15 protein-coding genes are annotated in these 19,197 nt (G+C 30.6%); 14 read left to right on the forward strand and 1 reads right to left on the reverse strand.

Annotated elements, in window-relative coordinates; genetic code table 11:
* The first annotated feature begins 367 nt into the window (after positions 1 to 367).
* The 13 genes from EAI80_RS05135 to EAI80_RS05190 all read left to right on the forward strand — a co-directional run bounded on the left by EAI80_RS05135 (position 368) and on the right by EAI80_RS05190 (position 15,372).
* Positions 368 to 763 carry a hypothetical protein gene (locus tag EAI80_RS05135; protein WP_129981186.1) on the forward strand — a complete coding sequence of 132 codons (396 nt, stop codon included), beginning with the start codon at positions 368 to 370 and terminating at the stop codon, positions 761 to 763.
* Between the two features lie 14 nt (positions 764 to 777).
* The gene (locus tag EAI80_RS05140; protein ID WP_129981187.1) at positions 778 to 2,511 is read left to right on the forward strand and encodes a potassium-transporting ATPase subunit KdpA; all 1,734 of its coding nucleotides are present in this window, start codon (positions 778 to 780) and stop codon (positions 2,509 to 2,511) included.
* An 11-nt stretch (positions 2,512 to 2,522) separates the two neighbouring features.
* A complete protein-coding gene (gene kdpB / locus EAI80_RS05145) occupies positions 2,523 to 4,580 on the forward strand; it encodes a potassium-transporting ATPase subunit KdpB (RefSeq protein WP_129981188.1) in 2,058 nt (685 codons plus the stop codon).
* Between the two features lie 10 nt (positions 4,581 to 4,590).
* On the forward strand, positions 4,591 to 5,208 hold the full coding sequence (gene kdpC, locus EAI80_RS05150) for a potassium-transporting ATPase subunit KdpC (RefSeq protein WP_129981189.1): 618 nt from the start codon (positions 4,591 to 4,593) through the stop codon (positions 5,206 to 5,208).
* A gap of 62 nt (positions 5,209 to 5,270) precedes the next feature.
* On the forward strand, positions 5,271 to 6,011 hold the full coding sequence (locus EAI80_RS05155) for a response regulator transcription factor (protein WP_238634437.1): 741 nt from the start codon (positions 5,271 to 5,273) through the stop codon (positions 6,009 to 6,011).
* Positions 5,992 to 7,953, forward strand: coding sequence for an ATP-binding protein (locus EAI80_RS05160; protein ID WP_129981191.1), 1,962 nt, complete (start codon positions 5,992 to 5,994; stop codon positions 7,951 to 7,953). Before EAI80_RS05155 ends, EAI80_RS05160 begins: the two co-directional genes overlap by 20 nt.
* A 27-nt stretch (positions 7,954 to 7,980) precedes the next feature.
* On the forward strand, positions 7,981 to 9,858 hold the full coding sequence (locus EAI80_RS05165; RefSeq protein WP_238634438.1) for a DUF4118 domain-containing protein: 1,878 nt from the start codon (positions 7,981 to 7,983) through the stop codon (positions 9,856 to 9,858).
* 12 nt (positions 9,859 to 9,870) lie between these two features.
* Positions 9,871 to 10,491, forward strand: a complete 621-nt coding sequence (locus tag EAI80_RS05170; protein WP_129981192.1) for a hypothetical protein — start codon at positions 9,871 to 9,873, stop codon at positions 10,489 to 10,491.
* A gap of 81 nt (positions 10,492 to 10,572) precedes the next feature.
* Entirely contained in the window at positions 10,573 to 12,033 is a 1,461-nt protein-coding gene (locus EAI80_RS05175) for a class I SAM-dependent DNA methyltransferase (protein ID WP_129981193.1), read from the forward strand.
* A gap of 163 nt (positions 12,034 to 12,196) precedes the next feature.
* Complete coding sequence (gene xerA / locus EAI80_RS05180; protein ID WP_040390233.1) at positions 12,197 to 13,192, forward strand: site-specific tyrosine recombinase/integron integrase; 996 nt, start codon at positions 12,197 to 12,199, stop codon at positions 13,190 to 13,192.
* A 79-nt stretch (positions 13,193 to 13,271) separates the two neighbouring features.
* Positions 13,272 to 13,874, forward strand: coding sequence for a restriction endonuclease subunit S (locus EAI80_RS13605; protein ID WP_202976605.1), 603 nt, complete (start codon positions 13,272 to 13,274; stop codon positions 13,872 to 13,874).
* A gap of 24 nt (positions 13,875 to 13,898) precedes the next feature.
* Entirely contained in the window at positions 13,899 to 14,384 is a 486-nt protein-coding gene (locus EAI80_RS13610; RefSeq protein ID WP_202976606.1) for a restriction endonuclease subunit S, read from the forward strand.
* Between the two features lie 94 nt (positions 14,385 to 14,478).
* Complete coding sequence (locus EAI80_RS05190; protein WP_129981194.1) at positions 14,479 to 15,372, forward strand: EcsC family protein; 894 nt, start codon at positions 14,479 to 14,481, stop codon at positions 15,370 to 15,372.
* 128 nt (positions 15,373 to 15,500) lie between these two features.
* Here EAI80_RS05190 and EAI80_RS13940 read toward each other — a convergent pair whose 3' ends face one another.
* Entirely contained in the window at positions 15,501 to 15,632 is a 132-nt protein-coding gene (locus EAI80_RS13940) for a hypothetical protein (RefSeq protein WP_255452548.1), read from the reverse strand.
* Between the two features lie 203 nt (positions 15,633 to 15,835).
* On the opposite strand from EAI80_RS13940, the gene EAI80_RS05200 reads away from it, so the two are divergent.
* Positions 15,836 to 19,102 carry a DEAD/DEAH box helicase family protein gene (locus EAI80_RS05200; protein WP_129981195.1) on the forward strand — a complete coding sequence of 1,089 codons (3,267 nt, stop codon included), beginning with the start codon at positions 15,836 to 15,838 and terminating at the stop codon, positions 19,100 to 19,102.
* The last annotated feature ends 95 nt before the right edge of the window (positions 19,103 to 19,197 follow it).

A 19,197-nucleotide genomic window follows, 5' to 3' on the forward strand; every position in this document is an offset into this window, starting at 1 on the left:
GACAAATAGTCTATATCCTGAATATTTCTGCTCCACACTTCTCTTAAATCGTTACCTGTAGATTATGGGTATTCAAAACCTATTTTAATTTTCGCAGCAGTAAAATATTTTTGTCCTAAGGATAAAGATATTATGAGTTTAATAGTGAGGAGGATATTTATGGTTGACATAATCATGTTATCTATTTTAGTTATTTCGTTTTTGCTTATGATCGGGTTTGTTAATTTGGTAGATAAAGAATTGAAAAGATAGAGGTGATTACAAATGCTTATCTTGATAGTAACTATTATATTGATTTCTTGTTATCTTATATATGCTTTAATAAATCCAGATAAATTTTAACATATATTATAAAGGGGATGGTGATATGAATACTATATCCAGCGATAATACAGAAAATGAAGAATACTTTTGTTTAAAAATGAAACAGCTTATTTGTTCTGATCAATTACAAGAAGCTTTTCAAAATATTTGTGATTTTATGGCTAAACATCCAGATTCTGCTATACCTCATAATTTGTTAGGTATTATATATGAAAAAAAACGTAATCATGTTTTAGCAATGAAACATTTTAGGGTAGCCTGGTGTTTGGATCCAACTTATTTACCTGCTCAAGAAAATATGTCTAATTTTAGTAGTTTTGAACCGATGCATAGATTCTTTTATGAAAAATCAGAGTGTTCAAAAAGTACGAAAAAGTGTGAAATTAAATATGATAGTAGACATATTGGACATGTTGTTGAAAAAAATCAATTGGTTTAAATGGAGGGGCATTTATGGTGCAGATAGTTTGTACATTATTATTATTTATAGTTATCATCTTTCCAATTGGAAATTATGTTTACCATATTTCTAGTGGTGAGAGAACATTTGCAGATCCAGTATTTGATAAGATGGATAATTGTATGTTTAAAGTATTAAAAATAGATACGTCAACAATGACTTGGAAAAAATATGCTGTGTCATTATTGATAGTTAATTTATGCTTGGTTTTCATTGGGTATTTAATTTTAAGAATTCAATCAATTGGATTTTTAAATCCTAATGGTATTAGTGGTATGGAAGAATCATTGTCTTTTAATACAATCATATCTTTTATGACTAATACGAATTTACAACATTATGCTGGAGAATCAGGATTATCGTATTTTTCTCAAATGTTTGTAATTATTATGATGATGTTTACTTCTGCTGCAACAGGTTTTTCTGCATGCGTTGCTATGGTGAGAGGCTTGTTAGGAAGAAATATGGGTAATTTCTATGTTGATTTTATCCGAATCATTAATCGATTTTTATTACCTTTATCAATGATTATTGGGTTATTTCTTGTTTGGCAAGGTGTACCACAAAACTTGAATTCAAATATTCAATTAACAACAATTGAAGGGAAATTTCAAGAAATTGCTTCTGGTCCTATAGCAGCATTAGAATCTATCAAACATTTAGGAACAAATGGAGGTGGATTTTTAGGTGCTAATTCAGCTACCCCTTTAGAAAATCCAACAATTCTTTCAAATATGATTGAGTTATTCTCAATGATGATTTTGCCAATATCTTCAATTATTGTTTTTGGCAGAATGGCATATGGTAAATATGAAGAATCAAAAGCAAATAAAGTTGCCTATACTTTATCAACTAATAAACCAAAGAAAATATGGATGGGCAAAGAAGGAAGAACAGTTTTTGTTGCTATGTCAATACTATTTGTTGTTGGTTTAGGAATCTGTTTTTATAGTGAATCACAAGGCAATCATGCAGTAGCGCAAGCAGGTATCACAGAAACTCTTGGTAATATGGAAGGGAAAGAAGTGAGATTTGGGGTTGCACAATCAGCTTTATTTACTACTGCAACAACATCTTTTACAACTGGAACTATCAATAACATGCATGATACATTAACACCTTTAGGTGGATTAGTTCCATTATTACATATGATGTTGAATGTTGTGTTTGGTGGAGCTGGTGTTGGACTTATGAATATGTTAATTTATGCCATTATTGCTGTATTCATTTGTGGTTTGATGATTGGTAGAACACCTGAGTATCTTGGTAAAAAAATCGAAGGAAAAGAAATGAAACTTGCAGCTCTATGCATTATTATTCATCCGTTATTAATTTTAGGATTCACTGCTTTAGCTTTGTCTATTCCTGAAGGAATTAATGGTATTACTAATCCAAGTTTTCATGGCTTGTCTCAGGTTTTATATGAGTTTGCTTCATCAGCAGCCAATAACGGATCAGGCTTTGAAGGCTTAGCAGATAACTCATTATTCTGGAATATGAGTTGTGGTATAGTTATGTTTTTAGCGCGATACTTACCTATAATCATTCAACTAGGTATTGCTGGTAGTTTGATGAATAAAATTGATGTGAATAAATCTACAGGCACTTTGGAAACAAATACTATATCATTTGCAATTATATTAGTGGTAGTTGTGTATATTTTCTCAGCACTAACATTCTTACCTGCAATTGCATTAGGTCCAATTGCAGAGTGGTTGACATTATAGGAGGTATAAAAATGAGTGAAAATAAAAAAAATCAATTCATAACGAAAGATATCTTTTACTCTTCAATTAAAGGTTCTTTTACAAAGTTGTCTCCAAAATATATGATTAAAAATCCAGTTATGTTTGTAGTTGAAGTTGGATTTGTTTTATGTACAATACTAGTTTTTTTTCCTCATTTATTTCATGATGAAGGAAATAATTTAAGCTTATATAATGCAATCGTTGCATTTATTCTGTTTGTTACAATATTGTTCGCAAATTTTGCTGAGTCAGTTGCAGAAGGACGTGGGAAAGCACAGGCAGATACTTTAAAAAAGACAAAAAAAGATACAAAAGCACGTTTGATTTTAGATGATGGATCTGAAAAAGAAATTTCTAGTAGTGAACTCAAAAAAGGAGATATTGTACTTGTTAAAGCGGGAGAATTAATTCCTGGTGATGGTGAAATTATAGATGGCATAGCAAGTGTTGATGAATCAGCAATAACTGGTGAATCAGCTCCTGTCACAAAAGAAGCAGGCGGAGATTTTGCATCCGTTACTGGAGGTACTACTGTTGTTTCTGACTGGATTAAAATAGAAATATCAACAGATCCAGGTCATTCCTTTTTGGATAAAATGATTTCTATGGTTGAAGGTGCTTCTAGAAAGAAAACTCCAAATGAGATTGCCTTAAATACTTTGTTAGTCTCTTTAACTATTATATTTTTAATAGTTATCGTTACATTGTATCCGATTGCTACATATTTAAAGGTTCAAATTTCTATTTCAACATTAGTCGCTTTAACAGTTTGTTTAATCCCAACTACAATTGGGGCATTACTTAGTGCAATTGGTATTGCAGGTATGGATCGTGTTACTAGATTTAATGTTATTGCATTATCTGGGAAGGCTGTAGAAGCATGTGGCGATGTAGATACCATGATTTTAGATAAAACAGGTACTATTACATTCGGAAATAGATTGGCGAGTGACTTTATTAATGTGGATGGTGTAAATCAAAAAGATCTTGTGAAATATGCATGTATTGCATCATTAAAAGATACAACACCTGAAGGAAAATCAACAGTAGAATTAGCTGAAAAGATGGGAGTTACATTAAATATTGATGATTACAAGAATGCAACATTCATTGAATTTACAGCTAGTAGCAAAATGAGTGGGATTGATCTTGAAGATGGTACTAAAATAAGAAAAGGCTCTGGTGAAGCCATTATTAATTATGTAAAAAAATTAAATGGATTAATTCCTTCTGATTTAAATGAAAAAGTGGAAAATATTTCAAAATTAGGAGGGACTCCGTTAGTAGTTTGTGTAAATAACAAGATTTTAGGTGTTATTTATTTAAAAGATACAGTAAAACCTGGATTACCAGAAAGATTTGACCGTTTACGTAAAATTGGCATTAAAACGATTATGTGTACAGGGGATAACCCTTTAACAGCTGCAACTATTGCTGCTGAAGCTGGTGTTGATGGTTATATTGCTGAATGTAAACCTGAAGATAAAATAGAGGCAATAAAAAAAGAACAAGCCTTAGGAAAAATTGTAGCTATGACTGGTGATGGAACAAATGATGCACCAGCTTTAGCTCAAGCAAATGTAGGAATAGCAATGAATAGCGGAACTACTGCTGCCAAAGAAGCAGCTAACATGGTAGATTTAGATTCGAATCCAACGAAAATACTAGAAGTAGTAGAAATTGGTAAGCAATTATTAATTACAAGAGGATCATTAACTACATTTTCTATAGCAAATGATATTGCAAAATATTTTGCAATTATTCCAGCAATTTTTACAATTGCTATTCCACAAATGAAAGTCTTAAACATTATGGGACTTAGCTCTCCATCAAGTGCGATTTTATCAGCATTGATATTTAATGCTATTATTATTCCTTGTTTAATCCCCTTAGCTATGAAGGGGGTTAAATATAAGCCTATGAGTGCATCTAAACTATTAGGAAGAAACATGATGATTTATGGTTTAGGAGGCGTTATTTGTCCATTTATTGGTATTAAGTTAATTGATATTCTTATTTCACCATTACTTGTTTTTTTAGGATTGTAGGAGGCTGTTTATGAAAAATATATTTAAACAAATAAAAACACCATTAAAACTATCACTTGCAATGTTTATAATCTGTGGATTAATTTATCCAATGATGATGACTGGTTTATCTCAGATTATCTTTCCACAACAAGCCAATGGAAGTCTTATTAAGATGGATGGAAAGGTTGTAGGTTCTGAACTAGTTGGTCAAGATTTTACAGATGAGCGATTATTTCATTGTAGACCTTCTGCGGTAAACTATAATACATTTACGCAAAAAGAAGGTAATAAACAAATTATACCATCATCTGGAAGTGAAAACTTAGCATCAAGTAATCCTAAATTAGAAAAAAGAATCAATGAAGATATTAAAAAATTTCTACAAGAAAATCCTACGATAAAAAAAGAAGATATTCCTGCAGATATAATAACTGCATCTGGTTCAGGATTAGACCCACATATTTCTGTTGATGCTGCTCGTGTTCAAATGGATAGAGTATCAAAAAATACACATATTTCTAAAACTGAATTAGAAAAATTAATAAAGGATAATACTGAAAATAAATTACTTGGTATCTTTGGTGAAGAAAAGGTAAATGTGTTAAAATTGAATTTATCTATAATGAGAGAAATTAAGGGAAGATAGTTTCTTATTGTTTTTAGTAGTATTATAATAAACAGAAATTTAGATAAACGGAGATGAACACTGTGAATAATTTGATAAATGTATTAATAGTTGAAGATGAGTCTGCTATACGAAATTTACTATCAACGGCATTAGAAACAAACGGTTATAATTACGAAACAGCTACGAATGGTACTATGGCATTATCATTACTAACTAAACATCAATTTGATATTATTCTACTTGATTTAGGTTTGCCTGATTTAGATGGAATAGATATCATAAAGAAATTACGTACGTTTTCATTTACCCCTATTATCGTAATTAGTGCTAGAAGTAACGATGATGACAAAATTACAGCTTTGGATATTGGAGCGGATGATTATTTAACTAAACCATTTAGTGTAGAAGAATTATTGGCACGTATTCGCTCAACTTTGAGAAGAACACAGTACAGAGAAAACACATTAAATAATGATCATTGTTTTGTGAATGGACATTTAAAAATAGATTATATTGCTCAATCTGTCTATGTAGATGATAAAGAAATTCATCTCATGCCTATTGAATATAACCTATTGTGCTTATTAGCTAAAAATATTGGAAGAGTATTAACACATCAATATATATTAGACAAAGTATGGGTGAACTCTATTGAATCTGATTTATCTTCATTAAGAGTTTATGTCACTTCTTTAAGAAAGAAAATAGAAAAAATATCAAATGAAAAGTATATACAAACACATGTGGGTGTAGGGTATAAAATGATAAAAATAGATAATTCTGATATCGAGGAAAAGAATAATGAGTCATCAAAATATTGATTCCATCATGGTATGTCTTTCACCTTCACCATCCAATATCCATGTAATTCGTGTTGCAAGTGCTATGTTAAAAAATAAAACAGATCATTTTTATGCATTGTATATATCTGATACGAAAAGAGCATTAAATGATTCAAATCAACAGCAATTAGATAAAAACATTGCTTATGCCAAACAATTAGGAGCAGAGGTAGAAATTGTTTATTCTGATGATATAGCAGGTGAAATCTTTAAATTTGCTAAAGTATGTAAAGTAAATAAACTTGTTATCGGAAAAAATATGAATATGAGATTTGATTTCTTCCGAAAACCTATATATCAACAATTATTAGAAGATATTGATGATATTAATTTGGTTATAGTGCCAGTAAGAGAAAAAAGAATCATGAATATCTTCACCAATAAAAGCAAAGTAACACTCAAATCAATTGTTACTAGTATTCTTATATTGTTTATCTGTACAGTAGTTGGCTTTGTGTTTTTTGAAATGGGATTTCATGATTCTAATATTATTATGATTTACTTAATTGGTGTTTTATTGATTGCCTTAATTACATCAAATATCATATGCAGTGTCGTTTCATCGATTGCTAGTGTTATTTTATTTAACTTTTATTTTACACTGCCTATATTAAGCTTATCTTTTTATGATTCATCTTATTTAATGACATTTGTAATCATGATTATAGTTGCTTTTTTAATAAGTACACTAATGAATAAAATTCAATTAACAGCTGCAAGTTATGCTAATATGGCTAATGTTTCTCGTATTTTATTAGAAACAAACCAGCTTTTGCAAAAAAGACAATCTGTGGAAGATATATTTAATTGTGGATGCAAACAATTATCAAATTTATTTAATAGAGATATTGCGTATTTTCCAATTGAGAAGTCTTCTATACAAAATCCTATTCTGTTTCCCAAAAGGGAAAATTCTTATTGTAAAGAGTTTTTGAATGCTAATGAGATAGGCGTTGCAAAATGGGTGGCAATAAATGGAAAGCATGCAGGAGCGACAACTCGTTATTTATCAGGATCAAAGAGTATCTATTATGCTGTATTAACGGATGATAAAATATATGGAGTTATAGGTATTTATTTAGGTAACGATGTTTTAGGATCATTTGATAAGCGTATTTTATTGGCTATATTAAGTGAAATGGCTATATGCTTGGACAATATAAAAAGTAATGAAGAAAAGAATGAGGCTATTATAAAAGTAAAAAAAGAGCAATTTAGATCTGATTTACTTAGGTCTATATCTCATGATCTCAGAACACCGTTGACTTCGATATATGGTAATGCTGATGTGTTGTTAAATGATAATAGTAATTTGAAGAATGACAAAAAAAATGCTTTATACAAAAATATATATGACGATTCTTTGTGGTTGATCAATTTAGTAGAAAATCTATTATCAATGACTAGTATAGAAGATGGTAGCGTGAAATTAAGAATAGAACCAGAAGTTATAGAAGATGTAATTGATGAATCATTAAGTCATGTGAGCAAGAACAAAGATAATCACAAAATTAAAGTAAATATTTCTGATGATTTTTTAATGGCAGATATGGATGCAAGATTAATTGTACAGGTTTTAATAAATTTAATTAATAATGCGATCAAATATACAGAAAATGATTCAACAATTTCAATAAATGCTTATCAAATAGAAGACTATGTATATATAGAAGTCTGTGACAATGGAAGTGGTATAGAAGATAAAGATAAAGATAAAATATTTGAAAAATTTTACACTGTAAATCATTCTATTGTTGATAGTAAGAAGAGCATGGGGTTAGGTTTAGCTTTATGTAAATCAATTGTTGAAGCACATGGAGGTGTTATATCTGTTAAAGACAATCATCCAACAGGGGCTATATTTACATTTAGTTTACCTGCTACAAAGATCACAATTAATAAGGATATAATTGTCAGATGATATGAGGAGGTGTTGGTATTGGAAGAGGTGAGAAAAGGTAAATTAACAATCTTTTTTGGATATTGTGCAGGGGTAGGAAAAACATTTTCAATGTTAAATACAGCCCAGCAAAAATCTGTTGAAGGTGTAGATGTGGTTATTGGATATATAGAAAATCATGATAGACCTGATACACAGAATCTAACATATGGATTAGAAAAAATACCGACTAAAGAGGTAATTTATAAAGGACATCATTTCTTTGAATTTGATCTAGATCAAGCATTAGAAAGACATCCTCAACTCATACTAGTTGATGAATTAGCTCATACAAATGCGCCTACTTCTAGACATAAAAAAAGGTATAGTGATATTGAAGAATTATTAAGAGCAGGTATAGATGTTTACACAACTGTAAATGTACAGCATATAGAAAGCTTACATGATGTTGTAGAAAGTATTACAAAAGTAAAGGTAAACGAGAGAATTCCTGATTATATATTTAATGATGCAGATGATGTTAAGTTAATAGATGTTGATATAAATGATTTAATAGATAGATTAAAACAAGGAAAAATTTACAATAAGATACAGGCAAGAAGAGCATTAGAAAATTTTTTTATTAAAGATAATCTAATCGCATTACGAGAAATCGCAATGAGGAAATGTGCTGATCGTATCAATTTGTATGCAAAAGATGAAAATAGACAATTTCTTAAAGAAAATATACTTGTTTGTTTAGGAACATCACCAACGAATCAAAAAGTAATCCGAACTGCTTCTAAAATGGCTCAAGCCTTTCATGGCGAATTTACAGCTTTATATGTTGATTCTAAAGAATTAGACTATAAAGCTCTTAAACAACTCAAAAAAAACATCTCGCTTGCTAAAGAATTACAAGCGAATATTGTATCTACTTATGGTGATGATATAGCTTATCAAATCAGCCAATATGCTAAAATAGCAGGCGTCTCTAAATTAGTTTTAGGACGTTCTTACCAAAAAAAATCAATTTTATATAAGCCGACTATTGTTGACAAACTAACTAAACTATCTCCAAATTTAGATATATATATTATTCCAGATAATAATTCTAGTAGACAAAATTTCAACAAGTACCAATACAAAAGTAGTTTTAGATTTTCAACTAGAGATACTTGCATTTCAATGGTTACATTATTGGTTATAACCCTCTTGGCATATTTAGCACAAATAATGGGATTTGGTATGACTACGATTCTATTATTATATGTATTGTCATCATGTATTATAGGTAGTTTGACGTTACTTCCTATTTATAGCTTTGTGATACCATTCATAAATGTATGTTTAATAAATTATTTGTTCATTAATCCAAAGTATTCTTTAGAAATAATCTCATCAGAGTATGTTGTGGTATTAATTGTGATGATAGTAGTTTCTGTTATTATTAATGGTTTAAATTTTAAATTAAAGAAAGAAAAAAACAGTGCATCTTTACGTGCCTATAGTATGGAAGTTTTATTAGAAACAAGCCAAAAATTACAACAAGCAAAAACCTATAATGATGTCATGAAAGAAACATGTATCCAATTAAATAAATGGTTAAAGCGAATTATTATTTTTTATCCTGTAAATAGAAAAATGTTAGATAAACCATATATCTACAATTCGAATGCTGATTTTGATAATGTTAATATATTTTTGACAGAAAAAGAAAAAACAGTAGCCAAATGGGTTTATGTAAATAATAAGAATGCTGGTCCAACTACTAGTACATTGCAGGAAGCAAATGCATTATATTTATCCGTTCGCCGAAATAATAAAATATATGGTGTTATCGGAATTGATATGATTAGTAATCCAACACTTAGTCAATATGAGAAAAATCTAATTAAAACAATTTTAAATGAAGTTTCTCTAGCAATGGATTCTTTAGAAAAATAAGAACCCCTCAAAATGGCAGTAGTAACAGAATCATTTGATATTCCGATGGATATCATGACAAAATTAGCAACTGGAGAATATCGTAGAATTGGTGGTGTTGTGAGAGTTGCAATTGGACCAAATAAAGGTCGAATTGTGAAACATCTTGAACCTGTCAAAATGGAGCAAGCTGATCAAATCCAAAAGGTTGGAAGTAAAATTATGCAAGTTGCAAAGAATAGGAAAAAAGAACTTATTATTGGGGCTTTAGTTACAGGGACTATTACAGTCGGTGGTGTAGTGTATCATAAAATAAAAAGTAGACAACCTGAAGTGGTACAGAACTATCATGCAGCATTACGAGATTATATTGATGATGTTCGTTCCGGTAAATTGAGTATGGAGTCTATCAATTGTTTGATGGATTCTTTAGAAGAACTCAAGCAGAATAATAATTATGAAAAGATTAAGATTGAATTGACGACAGAAGAATTAAGTGTACTTGTCAATCGTATTTATGAGTATACTATCAAACTTGCTAAAGATAATTCAGTTGACCTAGCTGATGACGAATTAAGTTCTTCTGATAACATTCTTTTGAATTTACAGAAGTATCTTTTAGCACAAAAACATATATTTGAATTGGCTGCATAACAAAAGTGATCCTCATTATTGAATTGATTAGAATGATGAGGATTTTTTTATGTTATAATAGCGAATGATAAGGAGAAAATTATGTTAACAGGAGAATTAAAGAATAAAGTTGATAAGATATGGGAGTCGTTCTGGACAGGAGGTATTACTAACCCCCTGGATGTCATTGAACAATTCACTTATCTTATGTATATGAAACAATTAGATGAAGTAGAAACAAAGAATGAAGCAGATGCTGAATTATTTGGAATGGATTATGAAGGTTTATTCCCTAAAGATAAACCATATTTAAGATGGCATCATTTTAAAGATATTGGTAGTGCTGATAAGATGTATCAAATCATGAATGATGAATTATTCCCATTCATTAAGAATTTAAAAGGTGATGGTGAATCTTCATATGCAAGATTTATGAGAGATGCCATTTTTAAGATTCCTACACCAAATCTACTACAGAAAGTAGTTACAGGAATAGAAGGATTAAATACAGAAGAAGCAGATGTAAAAGGTGATTTATATGAATACTTATTAAATAAACTTGCAACTTCTGGTACAAATGGACAGTTTAGAACACCTAGACATATCATTAATATGATGGTGAATCTTGTAAAACCTGTACCTACAGATACAATATGTGATCCAGCTATGGGTACTGCAGGGTTCCTTATTGGCGCTGAAGAATACTTAAGAGAAAAACATCAAGAACTATTCTTAGATGAAAAACGAAATGAACATTTTAATAATAAGATGTTTAATGGTTTTGATATGGATTCTACAATGCTCAGAATTGGGGCGATGAACCTTATTTCTCATAATGTAGATAATCCGCAAATAGAATATAGAGATAGTCTTTCACAGCAGAATATTGATGAAAATAAGTACTCTTTAATCCTTGCAAATCCACCATTCAAGGGGTCATTAGACTATGAGGTAGTCGCAGAAAACTTATTATCTGTATGTAAGACTAAGAAGACAGAATTACTCTTTATTGCGTTATTCTTACGTTCATTACAGGTTGGTGGTAGATGTGCATGTATCGTACCTGATGGTGTATTATTTGGTTCTAGTAAAGCGCATAAGAGTATTAGAAAAGAACTAGTAGAGAATAACCAGTTACATGCAGTTATTTCTATGCCTAGTGGTGTATTTAAACCATATGCAGGTGTATCTACAGCTATATTAGTATTTACTAAGACAACTACAGGTGGTACTGATAATGTTTGGTTTTATGATATGAAAGCTGATGGTTATTCATTAGATGATAAACGTTCAGCAGTAGAAGAGAATGATATTCCTGATATTATTCATAGATATGAACATTTAGATGAAGAAAAGGATAGAAAGAGAACTGAACAGAGTTTCTTTGTACCTAAGGAAGAGATTGCAGAGAATGATTATGATCTTTCTATTAATAAGTATAAAGAGATTGTTTATGAGAAGGTTGAGTATCGTCCTACTCATGAGATATTAGGTGATATTGGAGCACTTAATAAAGAGATAGAAGAGAGTATTGAGGAATTAAAGTCTTTATTGAAGGACTAGAAAGGAGTTAAATGTGGGTGATAAATCAAGGTCTCGAATACAGAAGTCATTAGAAGCATCACAAGAACTATTTGATAGCTTAATGCAAGAGTATTTTGGTTAATATAATTGAATAAATTTGTTTAATAGGGTGTAGATGATGTTGGTAACGGAGGTTATCAACATGAAAGAAACTATTATTAAAGAAATTGAACAGAAATTGTTACGTTATCTAGACAATGCACAGATGGAAATGTTACATAGAACATTAAAGTCTTGTCTGGATAACGTAACTTTTATTATGCAAGAAGATAGTATTCAGGATATTTTTGAATATTCTAATATGGAACTCATAGACAAGTTTATTGCATCCAAAGAGATAGAAGGATGTTCAAAAAGAACAACTCAATACTATAAGTCTACTTTAGTGATGTTGGAGAATAGAACAGATATACATTTTACACATATGACTACAGATCATTTAAGAACATATCTTACTGATTATCAGAAGATAAACAATTGTTCTAAGGTAAGTATTGATAATATAAGAAGAAACCTAAGTAGTTTCTTCTCTTGGCTAGAAGAAGAAAACTATATTCTTAAGAGTCCTATGAAGAGGATTCACAAGATAAAAACAGATAAGGTGATTAAAGAAACTTTATCTGATGAGTCTTTAGAGTGTTTAAGAGATAGTTGTGATAATTTAAGAGACTTGGCTATTATTGATTTGTTGGCTTCTACAGGTATGAGAGTAGGGGAACTAGTGAATATCAATATAGAAGATATAGATTTTGAGAATAGAGAATGTGTTGTGTTTGGTAAGGGGAATAAAGAAAGACCTGTATACTTTGATGCAAGAACAAAAATACACTTAAAGAATTATCTAAAGAGCCGAACAGACGATAATCCAGCATTATTCGTCTCTTTAGATAAACCTTTTAATAGGTTACAGATTAGTGGTGTAGAGATAAGATTAAGGAATTTAGGTAGACGTTTAGGTATTCATAGAGTACATCCACATAAGTTTAGAAGAACAGTAGCTACTAGAGCTATAGATAAGGGAATGCCTATTGAACAGGTACAGAGTTTATTAGGCCATTCACAAATAGATACTACTATGCATTATGCTATGGTTAATCAGAATAATGTAAAGGAATCACATAGAAAGTTTGTGGCTTGATAGTGTAAATAATTGAGAGGGGAAGGTCTCTATAAATCCTGATTTTATGGTTAAATGCAAATCTGCATTTGTGGGGTGAATGAGAGTTAAGTTAAAAGATATTACCAAATTCTCAAAAGGAACTCAAATCAATGGGAAAAATCTAATCGATGATGGTGCATATTCATATTTAAATGGTGGAATAAATCCTTCTGGTAAATGGAATGAGTTTAATGTTTCTGAAAACACAGTAACAATATCTGAAGGTGGAAATTCTTCTGGATATGTGAATTATATGAACGATGCATTTTGGTGTGGAGCTCATTGTTATTACTTGTATGATGGTCCTAAAAACAGCAAATATTTATATTATGCATTAAAAAGTCAACAAGAAAGACTGTTTAGGATTAGATCTGGAGCTTGTATGCCTAATATAAAAAAATCTGATTTGGGTAATTTTATAATTGAGTATGAAAAAGACGAAGTTCGACAAGAAGAAGTTGTTAAAGTATTAGAAAAGTGTGAACTTCTGATAGAGGACTATAATAAGAAATTAACTTTGTTGGATGAAGCAGTTAGAGCCCGATTTGTGGAGATGTTTGGGGATCCGGTTATTAATTCTTGTCAATTTCCAGTTCAGCCAATGACAGATATATGTGATATTATTGATGGTGATAGAGGAAAGAACTATCCTAAATCATAGGAAATTCTCGATGATGGTTATTGCTTGTTTTTAAATGCAAAAAATGTAACTCAAAAAGGATTTGATTTTGAGAATTGTAACTTTATTACAAGAGAGAAAGATGATGCTTTACGAAATGGAAAATTATCGAGAGGAGATGTAGTTCTTACAACTCGAGGAACTGTAGGTAATTTAGCATATTATTCAAAAAATGTTCCGTATGAAAATATTAGAATTAATTCTGGAATGGTTATATTAAGAATGAATAGAAGTATACTCAATGAAATTTATTTTATAGAATTGTTTAAAATGAAATTAAGTGATATAAAAGAAAAAATTGCTAGTGGTTCAGCGCAACCACAATTACCTATTTCTACCATGAATAAAATAATTCTAATGATTCCCCCTCTAGAACTCCAAAACCAGTTCGCATCATTCGTACAAGAAATCGATAAATCAAGGTTACGTGAACTATTAGCAATAAAACAAATTAAGTTACTATTGAACGATTCATGGCTTTTATTATATTAGTTGTGATTATATGTCAATGTATCAATAAAATCTCAATTCATAAACATAACGTGCTAAAATTATTATATGAATATTATTTATGGGGGTATTTACAATGAATAAATTTGAAATGAAGAATGTTATTGAAAATACAGGAAATGAAGTTAAAAAGGCTGTTTCAAAAGGCAAAGATATTGTTTTTGATTCTAAGGATAAAGTATTTGATGCTTTAGATATTAATAAAGATGGAAGAGTGGATACTGAAGATATAATTGTTCTTGGACTAAGAATACCGGGTGTGCATATTGATCGAGAAGAATTTTTGAGAAAGCAATTTATGAAAAACTATGCAAATGATGTTATTCAAGACGCAGTAAAGTTCAATCCAGCACATGCAGGTATAACAGTTGAAGAAATTGATAATATAGCAGATCAAGTAATCCAATATGAAAGAAATTGTGTAAGTGGTATTTCCTTAGCATTGGGTGCTCCTGGTGGAGTTGCTATGGTTGCTACATTGCCAACAGATATTGCTCAATATTATGGGTATATGCTAAGAGCTATACAGAAATTGTTATATCTGTATGGTTTTCCTGAAATAAATGTTGAAAATGGTGTGAATATTGATGACAAGACTATGAATCTTATTACTTTATGTTTGGGTGTAATGTATGGAGTGGAGGGCTCAGTTGCAAGTATTAAGATACTTTCTAATGCGTTAGGAAAAGGAGTAGAGAAAAAACTATTACAAAAAGCACTAACAAAAGGTACTTTCTATCCTATTGTAAAGAAAATCTCAAGATGGTTTAGTGTGTGTATGACTAAACAGGTTTTTGCTGGTTTCTTTAGAAAAGCAATTCCTGTAGTTGGTGGTGTTGTTGGTGGAGGAATAACTTATTTATCATTTAAACCTTGCTGTGATAATTTGAAAAAGTCATTACAGGACACAGCGTTATGTAATCCAAGTTCAAGAAAATCATTTGATGAGTTTGATGTAATAGATGTTTAATTAGAGTGATTTAATAGTAGTTGGTTACGTATTATGAGAAATGAATAAGTAATTTTATAGAATTAACGTGTGAAAGGTTGTTATAATGGGGTTATTTGATTTTTATAATAAAAAAGCAGCCTTAGCTGCTAATCACCACTACCTAACATATCTCTCAATTCTTTAAAAGTATCCTCTATAGGTGCTACTCTGCCATTTCTAACATCCTCCTCAGACTTCTCAAGTAATTCCAATAATTCATTATGTTGATTTGAATCCATAAAATCACCTCCATAGAATATAGCTAAAGTATACCATTCTCTAAGTTAAATAGATAATGTAACCACAATTATTCCCAATAAAGTTCTTTTTTAGGATATAATAGAAACATAAAGGAGATGGTACTATTGAACTTTACATTTTTAAAGAAAAAAAAGAGTTTCAGGATTTTGCTGAAATATGTATAGAAGCAGAAAAAGGACTTATGGTATCACCTTCATCCTGTGCAATGCTTACAAGACGTGCATTAGAACAAGCAGTTCATTACATGTATAAGAACGATATAGACTTACAGATGCCATATAGAGATAATCTAAGTGCGTTAGTCAATGAATACACATTTAAACAAATTGTTCCTAATGATATTTATGAAGGTATTAAATATATAGTTAAATTGGGTAACTATGCAACGCATCATACAAATGCTAAGGTGAATAGAGAAGAAGCAGTACTTGCTTTGAATAATCTCTATAGACTTATTAGCTGGATTAATTATTCATATGGAATAAATTACCAGGAACAGTTACCTAAATTTGATCCTGCTAAGTTACCTGATCAAACACATATGTTTGTGAATAAGGATCTTAAAGAACAGATCAGAGAGATTCTTACTAAACAAAAAGAAAAAGAAGCAAAACAAAAAGAAGAACTTGCTAGAGTTATTGCTGAAAATGTGGAATTAAGAAAACAAGGCGCTGCTAAGAGAAAAGAAGAGAAAGCTGTTGAGTATATTGATGTTAATAATGCTCTTGAATGGCAGACAAGAAAACTTGTTATTGATCTGCAACTTAAAGAAGCTGGATGGGACTTTGATACAAATGTACAAGTAGAATTCCCTGTACATCATATGCCAACAGAGTCTCAAGATGGTTATGTAGATTATATATTACGTGGTAGAACTGGAAAGATTATTGCTGTTATAGAAGCTAAAAAAACAAGTGCAAATCCTCGTATTGGACGTAATCAGGCTAAGCTTTATGCAGATTGCATTGAAAAGGAATATGGATTAAGACCTGTTATATTCTATACAAATGGTTATGAAACATTTCTTTGGGATGACATGATGTATCCGGATAGAAGGATTTCTTCTATCTTCTCTCAGGATGAGATACAGTTACTTATTGATAGAAGAGATACTCGTAGAAGTATTTCTAAACCTGTTATACAAGATGCCATCACAAACCGTTATTACCAGAAAGAAGCTATTGTAAGAACATGTGAAGACTTTGAAAAGGGAAGTCGTAAAGCATTACTTGTTATGGCAACAGGGAGTGGTAAAACACGTGTTGCGATAAGTTTAGTAGATGTACTCACTAAAGCAGATTGGGCAAAGAACATTTTATTCCTTGCTGATCGTACTGCATTAGTCAGACAGGCAAAGAAAAGCTTTGTAAACCTTTTGCCATCTTTGACTACATGTAACCTTTGTGAAAATAAAGATGATCCAGAAGTATCAAGGATGATCTTTAGTACATATCCTACAATGATGAATGCGATTGATGAAACAAGAAGAAAAGATGGAAATCGTTTATTTACACCAGGACACTTTGATCTCATTATTCTTGATGAAAGTCATCGTAGTATATATAACAGGTATAAAGATATATTTGATTACTTTGATGCCTTACTCATAGGTTTGACTGCAACACCTAAAGACAGTATAAGTATGAATACATATTCTATATTTGACTTAGAGACAGGTGTTCCTACATATGCTTATGAATATGAAAAAGCTGTAAAAGATAAATATTTAGTCAGTTACCATTCTTATGAAACAAAACTAAAGTTCTTAGAAGAAGGTATTTGCTATGATGATTTATCGGAAGAGGAGAAGGAAGAATTTGATACACTTTTCCCTGATGTTGATACAATCGAATCATCTCTACTAAACAAATTTATCTTTAATTTAGATACAATTGATACTGTAATCAGAGAATTAATGGAACATGGTATTAAAATCGAAGGAGGAGATAAGATAGGTAAAACTATTATATTCGCTGCTAATCAAGATCACGCACATAAGATCAAGGAAAGATTTGATGTACTCTATCCTGAATATAAAGGGAAGCTCGCTGAAGTTGTTACATTCAATACAAAATATGTACAAAATGCGATAGATCGATTCAGTAAAACAGACAGTTATCCTCAAATAGCTATTAGTGTAGATATGCTAGATACAGGTATAGATGTACCAGATATCGTTAATCTTGTGTTTTTTAAGAAGGTAAGAAGTAAATCGAAGTTCTGGCAGATGATTGGACGAGGTACAAGACTTAGAAAAGATTTGTTTGGTCCAGGAGACGACAAGAAAGAATTCTTAATATTTGATTACCTAGGAAATATGGAATATTTCAGAGTAAACAAGAATGCTGAAAAATCTGGTATTGTAGAATCACTTTCTCAACGTATTTATAAGTTGCGTGTTGATATTCTTTATGCACTTGAACAGAATGCAACAGACCAGGATTATGTTGATGAAATCAACAAACAGATCAAAGAAATGTCAGGTTATATTCAAGCACTCGATGAAGATAGTTTTAATGTAAAATTGCGTTTGAAGTATGTACACCAATATAAAAATCCAGATAACTGGAGAAATCTCAATGAAATGGATACACACTATATCAAGGATGAATTATCTTCACTTGTTGTGATTCATGACGAAGATACACAAGCTAAATTCTTTGACAGACAGATGTATATGATTGAGATGGCTTATTTAAATCATTATAATGCTACTTCAGTTATCAACAATGTCATTGCCATCGCAAATGAACTTTATAAAAAACAAGCAACTCCTGATATTGCAAGAAATGCTGAATATTTGAAATGTGCAAAAGATCCTGATTATTGGAAAACTGCCAATTACTTTGATTTGGAAGTATTACGTGAGAAGATTAGAGGACTTATTAAGTACTTAACAAAAGATGATCCGGTAAAGCCTATAGATACACACTTTACTGATGAAATCATTGAAACAAAGGTGAATGATGCTTTCTATAATGATGAAGGACTAGAGAACTATAAAGAAAAAGTCCAGCATTATTTAAAAGAGCATCAGGATGATGAAGCTATCTATAAGCTCAGACATAATCAAGTGATCACTCCAGATGAAATGAAACATCTAGAAAACTTATTATGGATAGACTTAGGTAGTAAAGACGATTATCGAATACACTTTGGTGATACACCTATCACAAGATTAATTAGAAAGATTGTAGGACTAGATAGAGAAGCTGCTATGGCTGAGTTCTCACGTTTCTTAGATGATCAGAGCTTGAATTCTAGACAGATTCACTTTGTAGAATTGATTGTAGATTATATTGTGAAGAATGGTTTCATTGAAGATAGGAAGGTCTTATTGCAGGATCCTTTCAAGTCAGTTGGTAGTATGAGTGCTTTATTCAAGGATAAGATGAATGTTGCAAGAGATATACTAAAGACAGTGGAAATATTTAGTGAAAGACTTTAAAAGTAAACGTTCACAATTTTGAGAGTAATCTATCACTATAAAAAATGATTATAATTTAAATTTTTGATAAAAACTACGCAGAAAAATACCTAATC

Origin of the sequence: Catenibacterium sp. co_0103 (assembly GCF_004168205.1) — a bacterium.
Taxonomy (GTDB): Bacteria; Bacillota_I; Bacilli_A; order Erysipelotrichales; family Coprobacillaceae; genus Catenibacterium; species Catenibacterium mitsuoka_A.

Bases quoted from the DNA above. Each gene is read 5' to 3' on its own strand.
- EAI80_RS05135 (WP_129981186.1), top strand. From the start codon at position 368: ATGAATACTATATCCAGCGATAATACAGAAAATGAAGAATACTTTTGT.
- EAI80_RS05140 (WP_129981187.1), top strand. From the start codon at position 778: ATGGTGCAGATAGTTTGTACATTATTATTATTTATAGTTATCATCTTT.
- kdpB (WP_129981188.1), top strand. From the start codon at position 2,523: ATGAGTGAAAATAAAAAAAATCAATTCATAACGAAAGATATCTTTTAC.
- kdpC (WP_129981189.1), top strand. From the start codon at position 4,591: ATGAAAAATATATTTAAACAAATAAAAACACCATTAAAACTATCACTT.
- EAI80_RS05160 (WP_129981191.1), top strand. From the start codon at position 5,992: ATGAGTCATCAAAATATTGATTCCATCATGGTATGTCTTTCACCTTCA.
- EAI80_RS05170 (WP_129981192.1), top strand. From the start codon at position 9,871: ATGGCAGTAGTAACAGAATCATTTGATATTCCGATGGATATCATGACA.
- EAI80_RS05175 (WP_129981193.1), top strand. From the start codon at position 10,573: ATGTTAACAGGAGAATTAAAGAATAAAGTTGATAAGATATGGGAGTCG.
- xerA (WP_040390233.1), top strand. From the start codon at position 12,197: ATGAAAGAAACTATTATTAAAGAAATTGAACAGAAATTGTTACGTTAT.
- EAI80_RS13605 (WP_202976605.1), top strand. From the start codon at position 13,272: ATGAGAGTTAAGTTAAAAGATATTACCAAATTCTCAAAAGGAACTCAA.
- EAI80_RS05190 (WP_129981194.1), top strand. From the start codon at position 14,479: ATGAATAAATTTGAAATGAAGAATGTTATTGAAAATACAGGAAATGAA.
- EAI80_RS13940 (WP_255452548.1), bottom strand. From the start codon at position 15,632: ATGGATTCAAATCAACATAATGAATTATTGGAATTACTTGAGAAGTCT.
- EAI80_RS05200 (WP_129981195.1), top strand. From the start codon at position 15,836: ATGGTATCACCTTCATCCTGTGCAATGCTTACAAGACGTGCATTAGAA.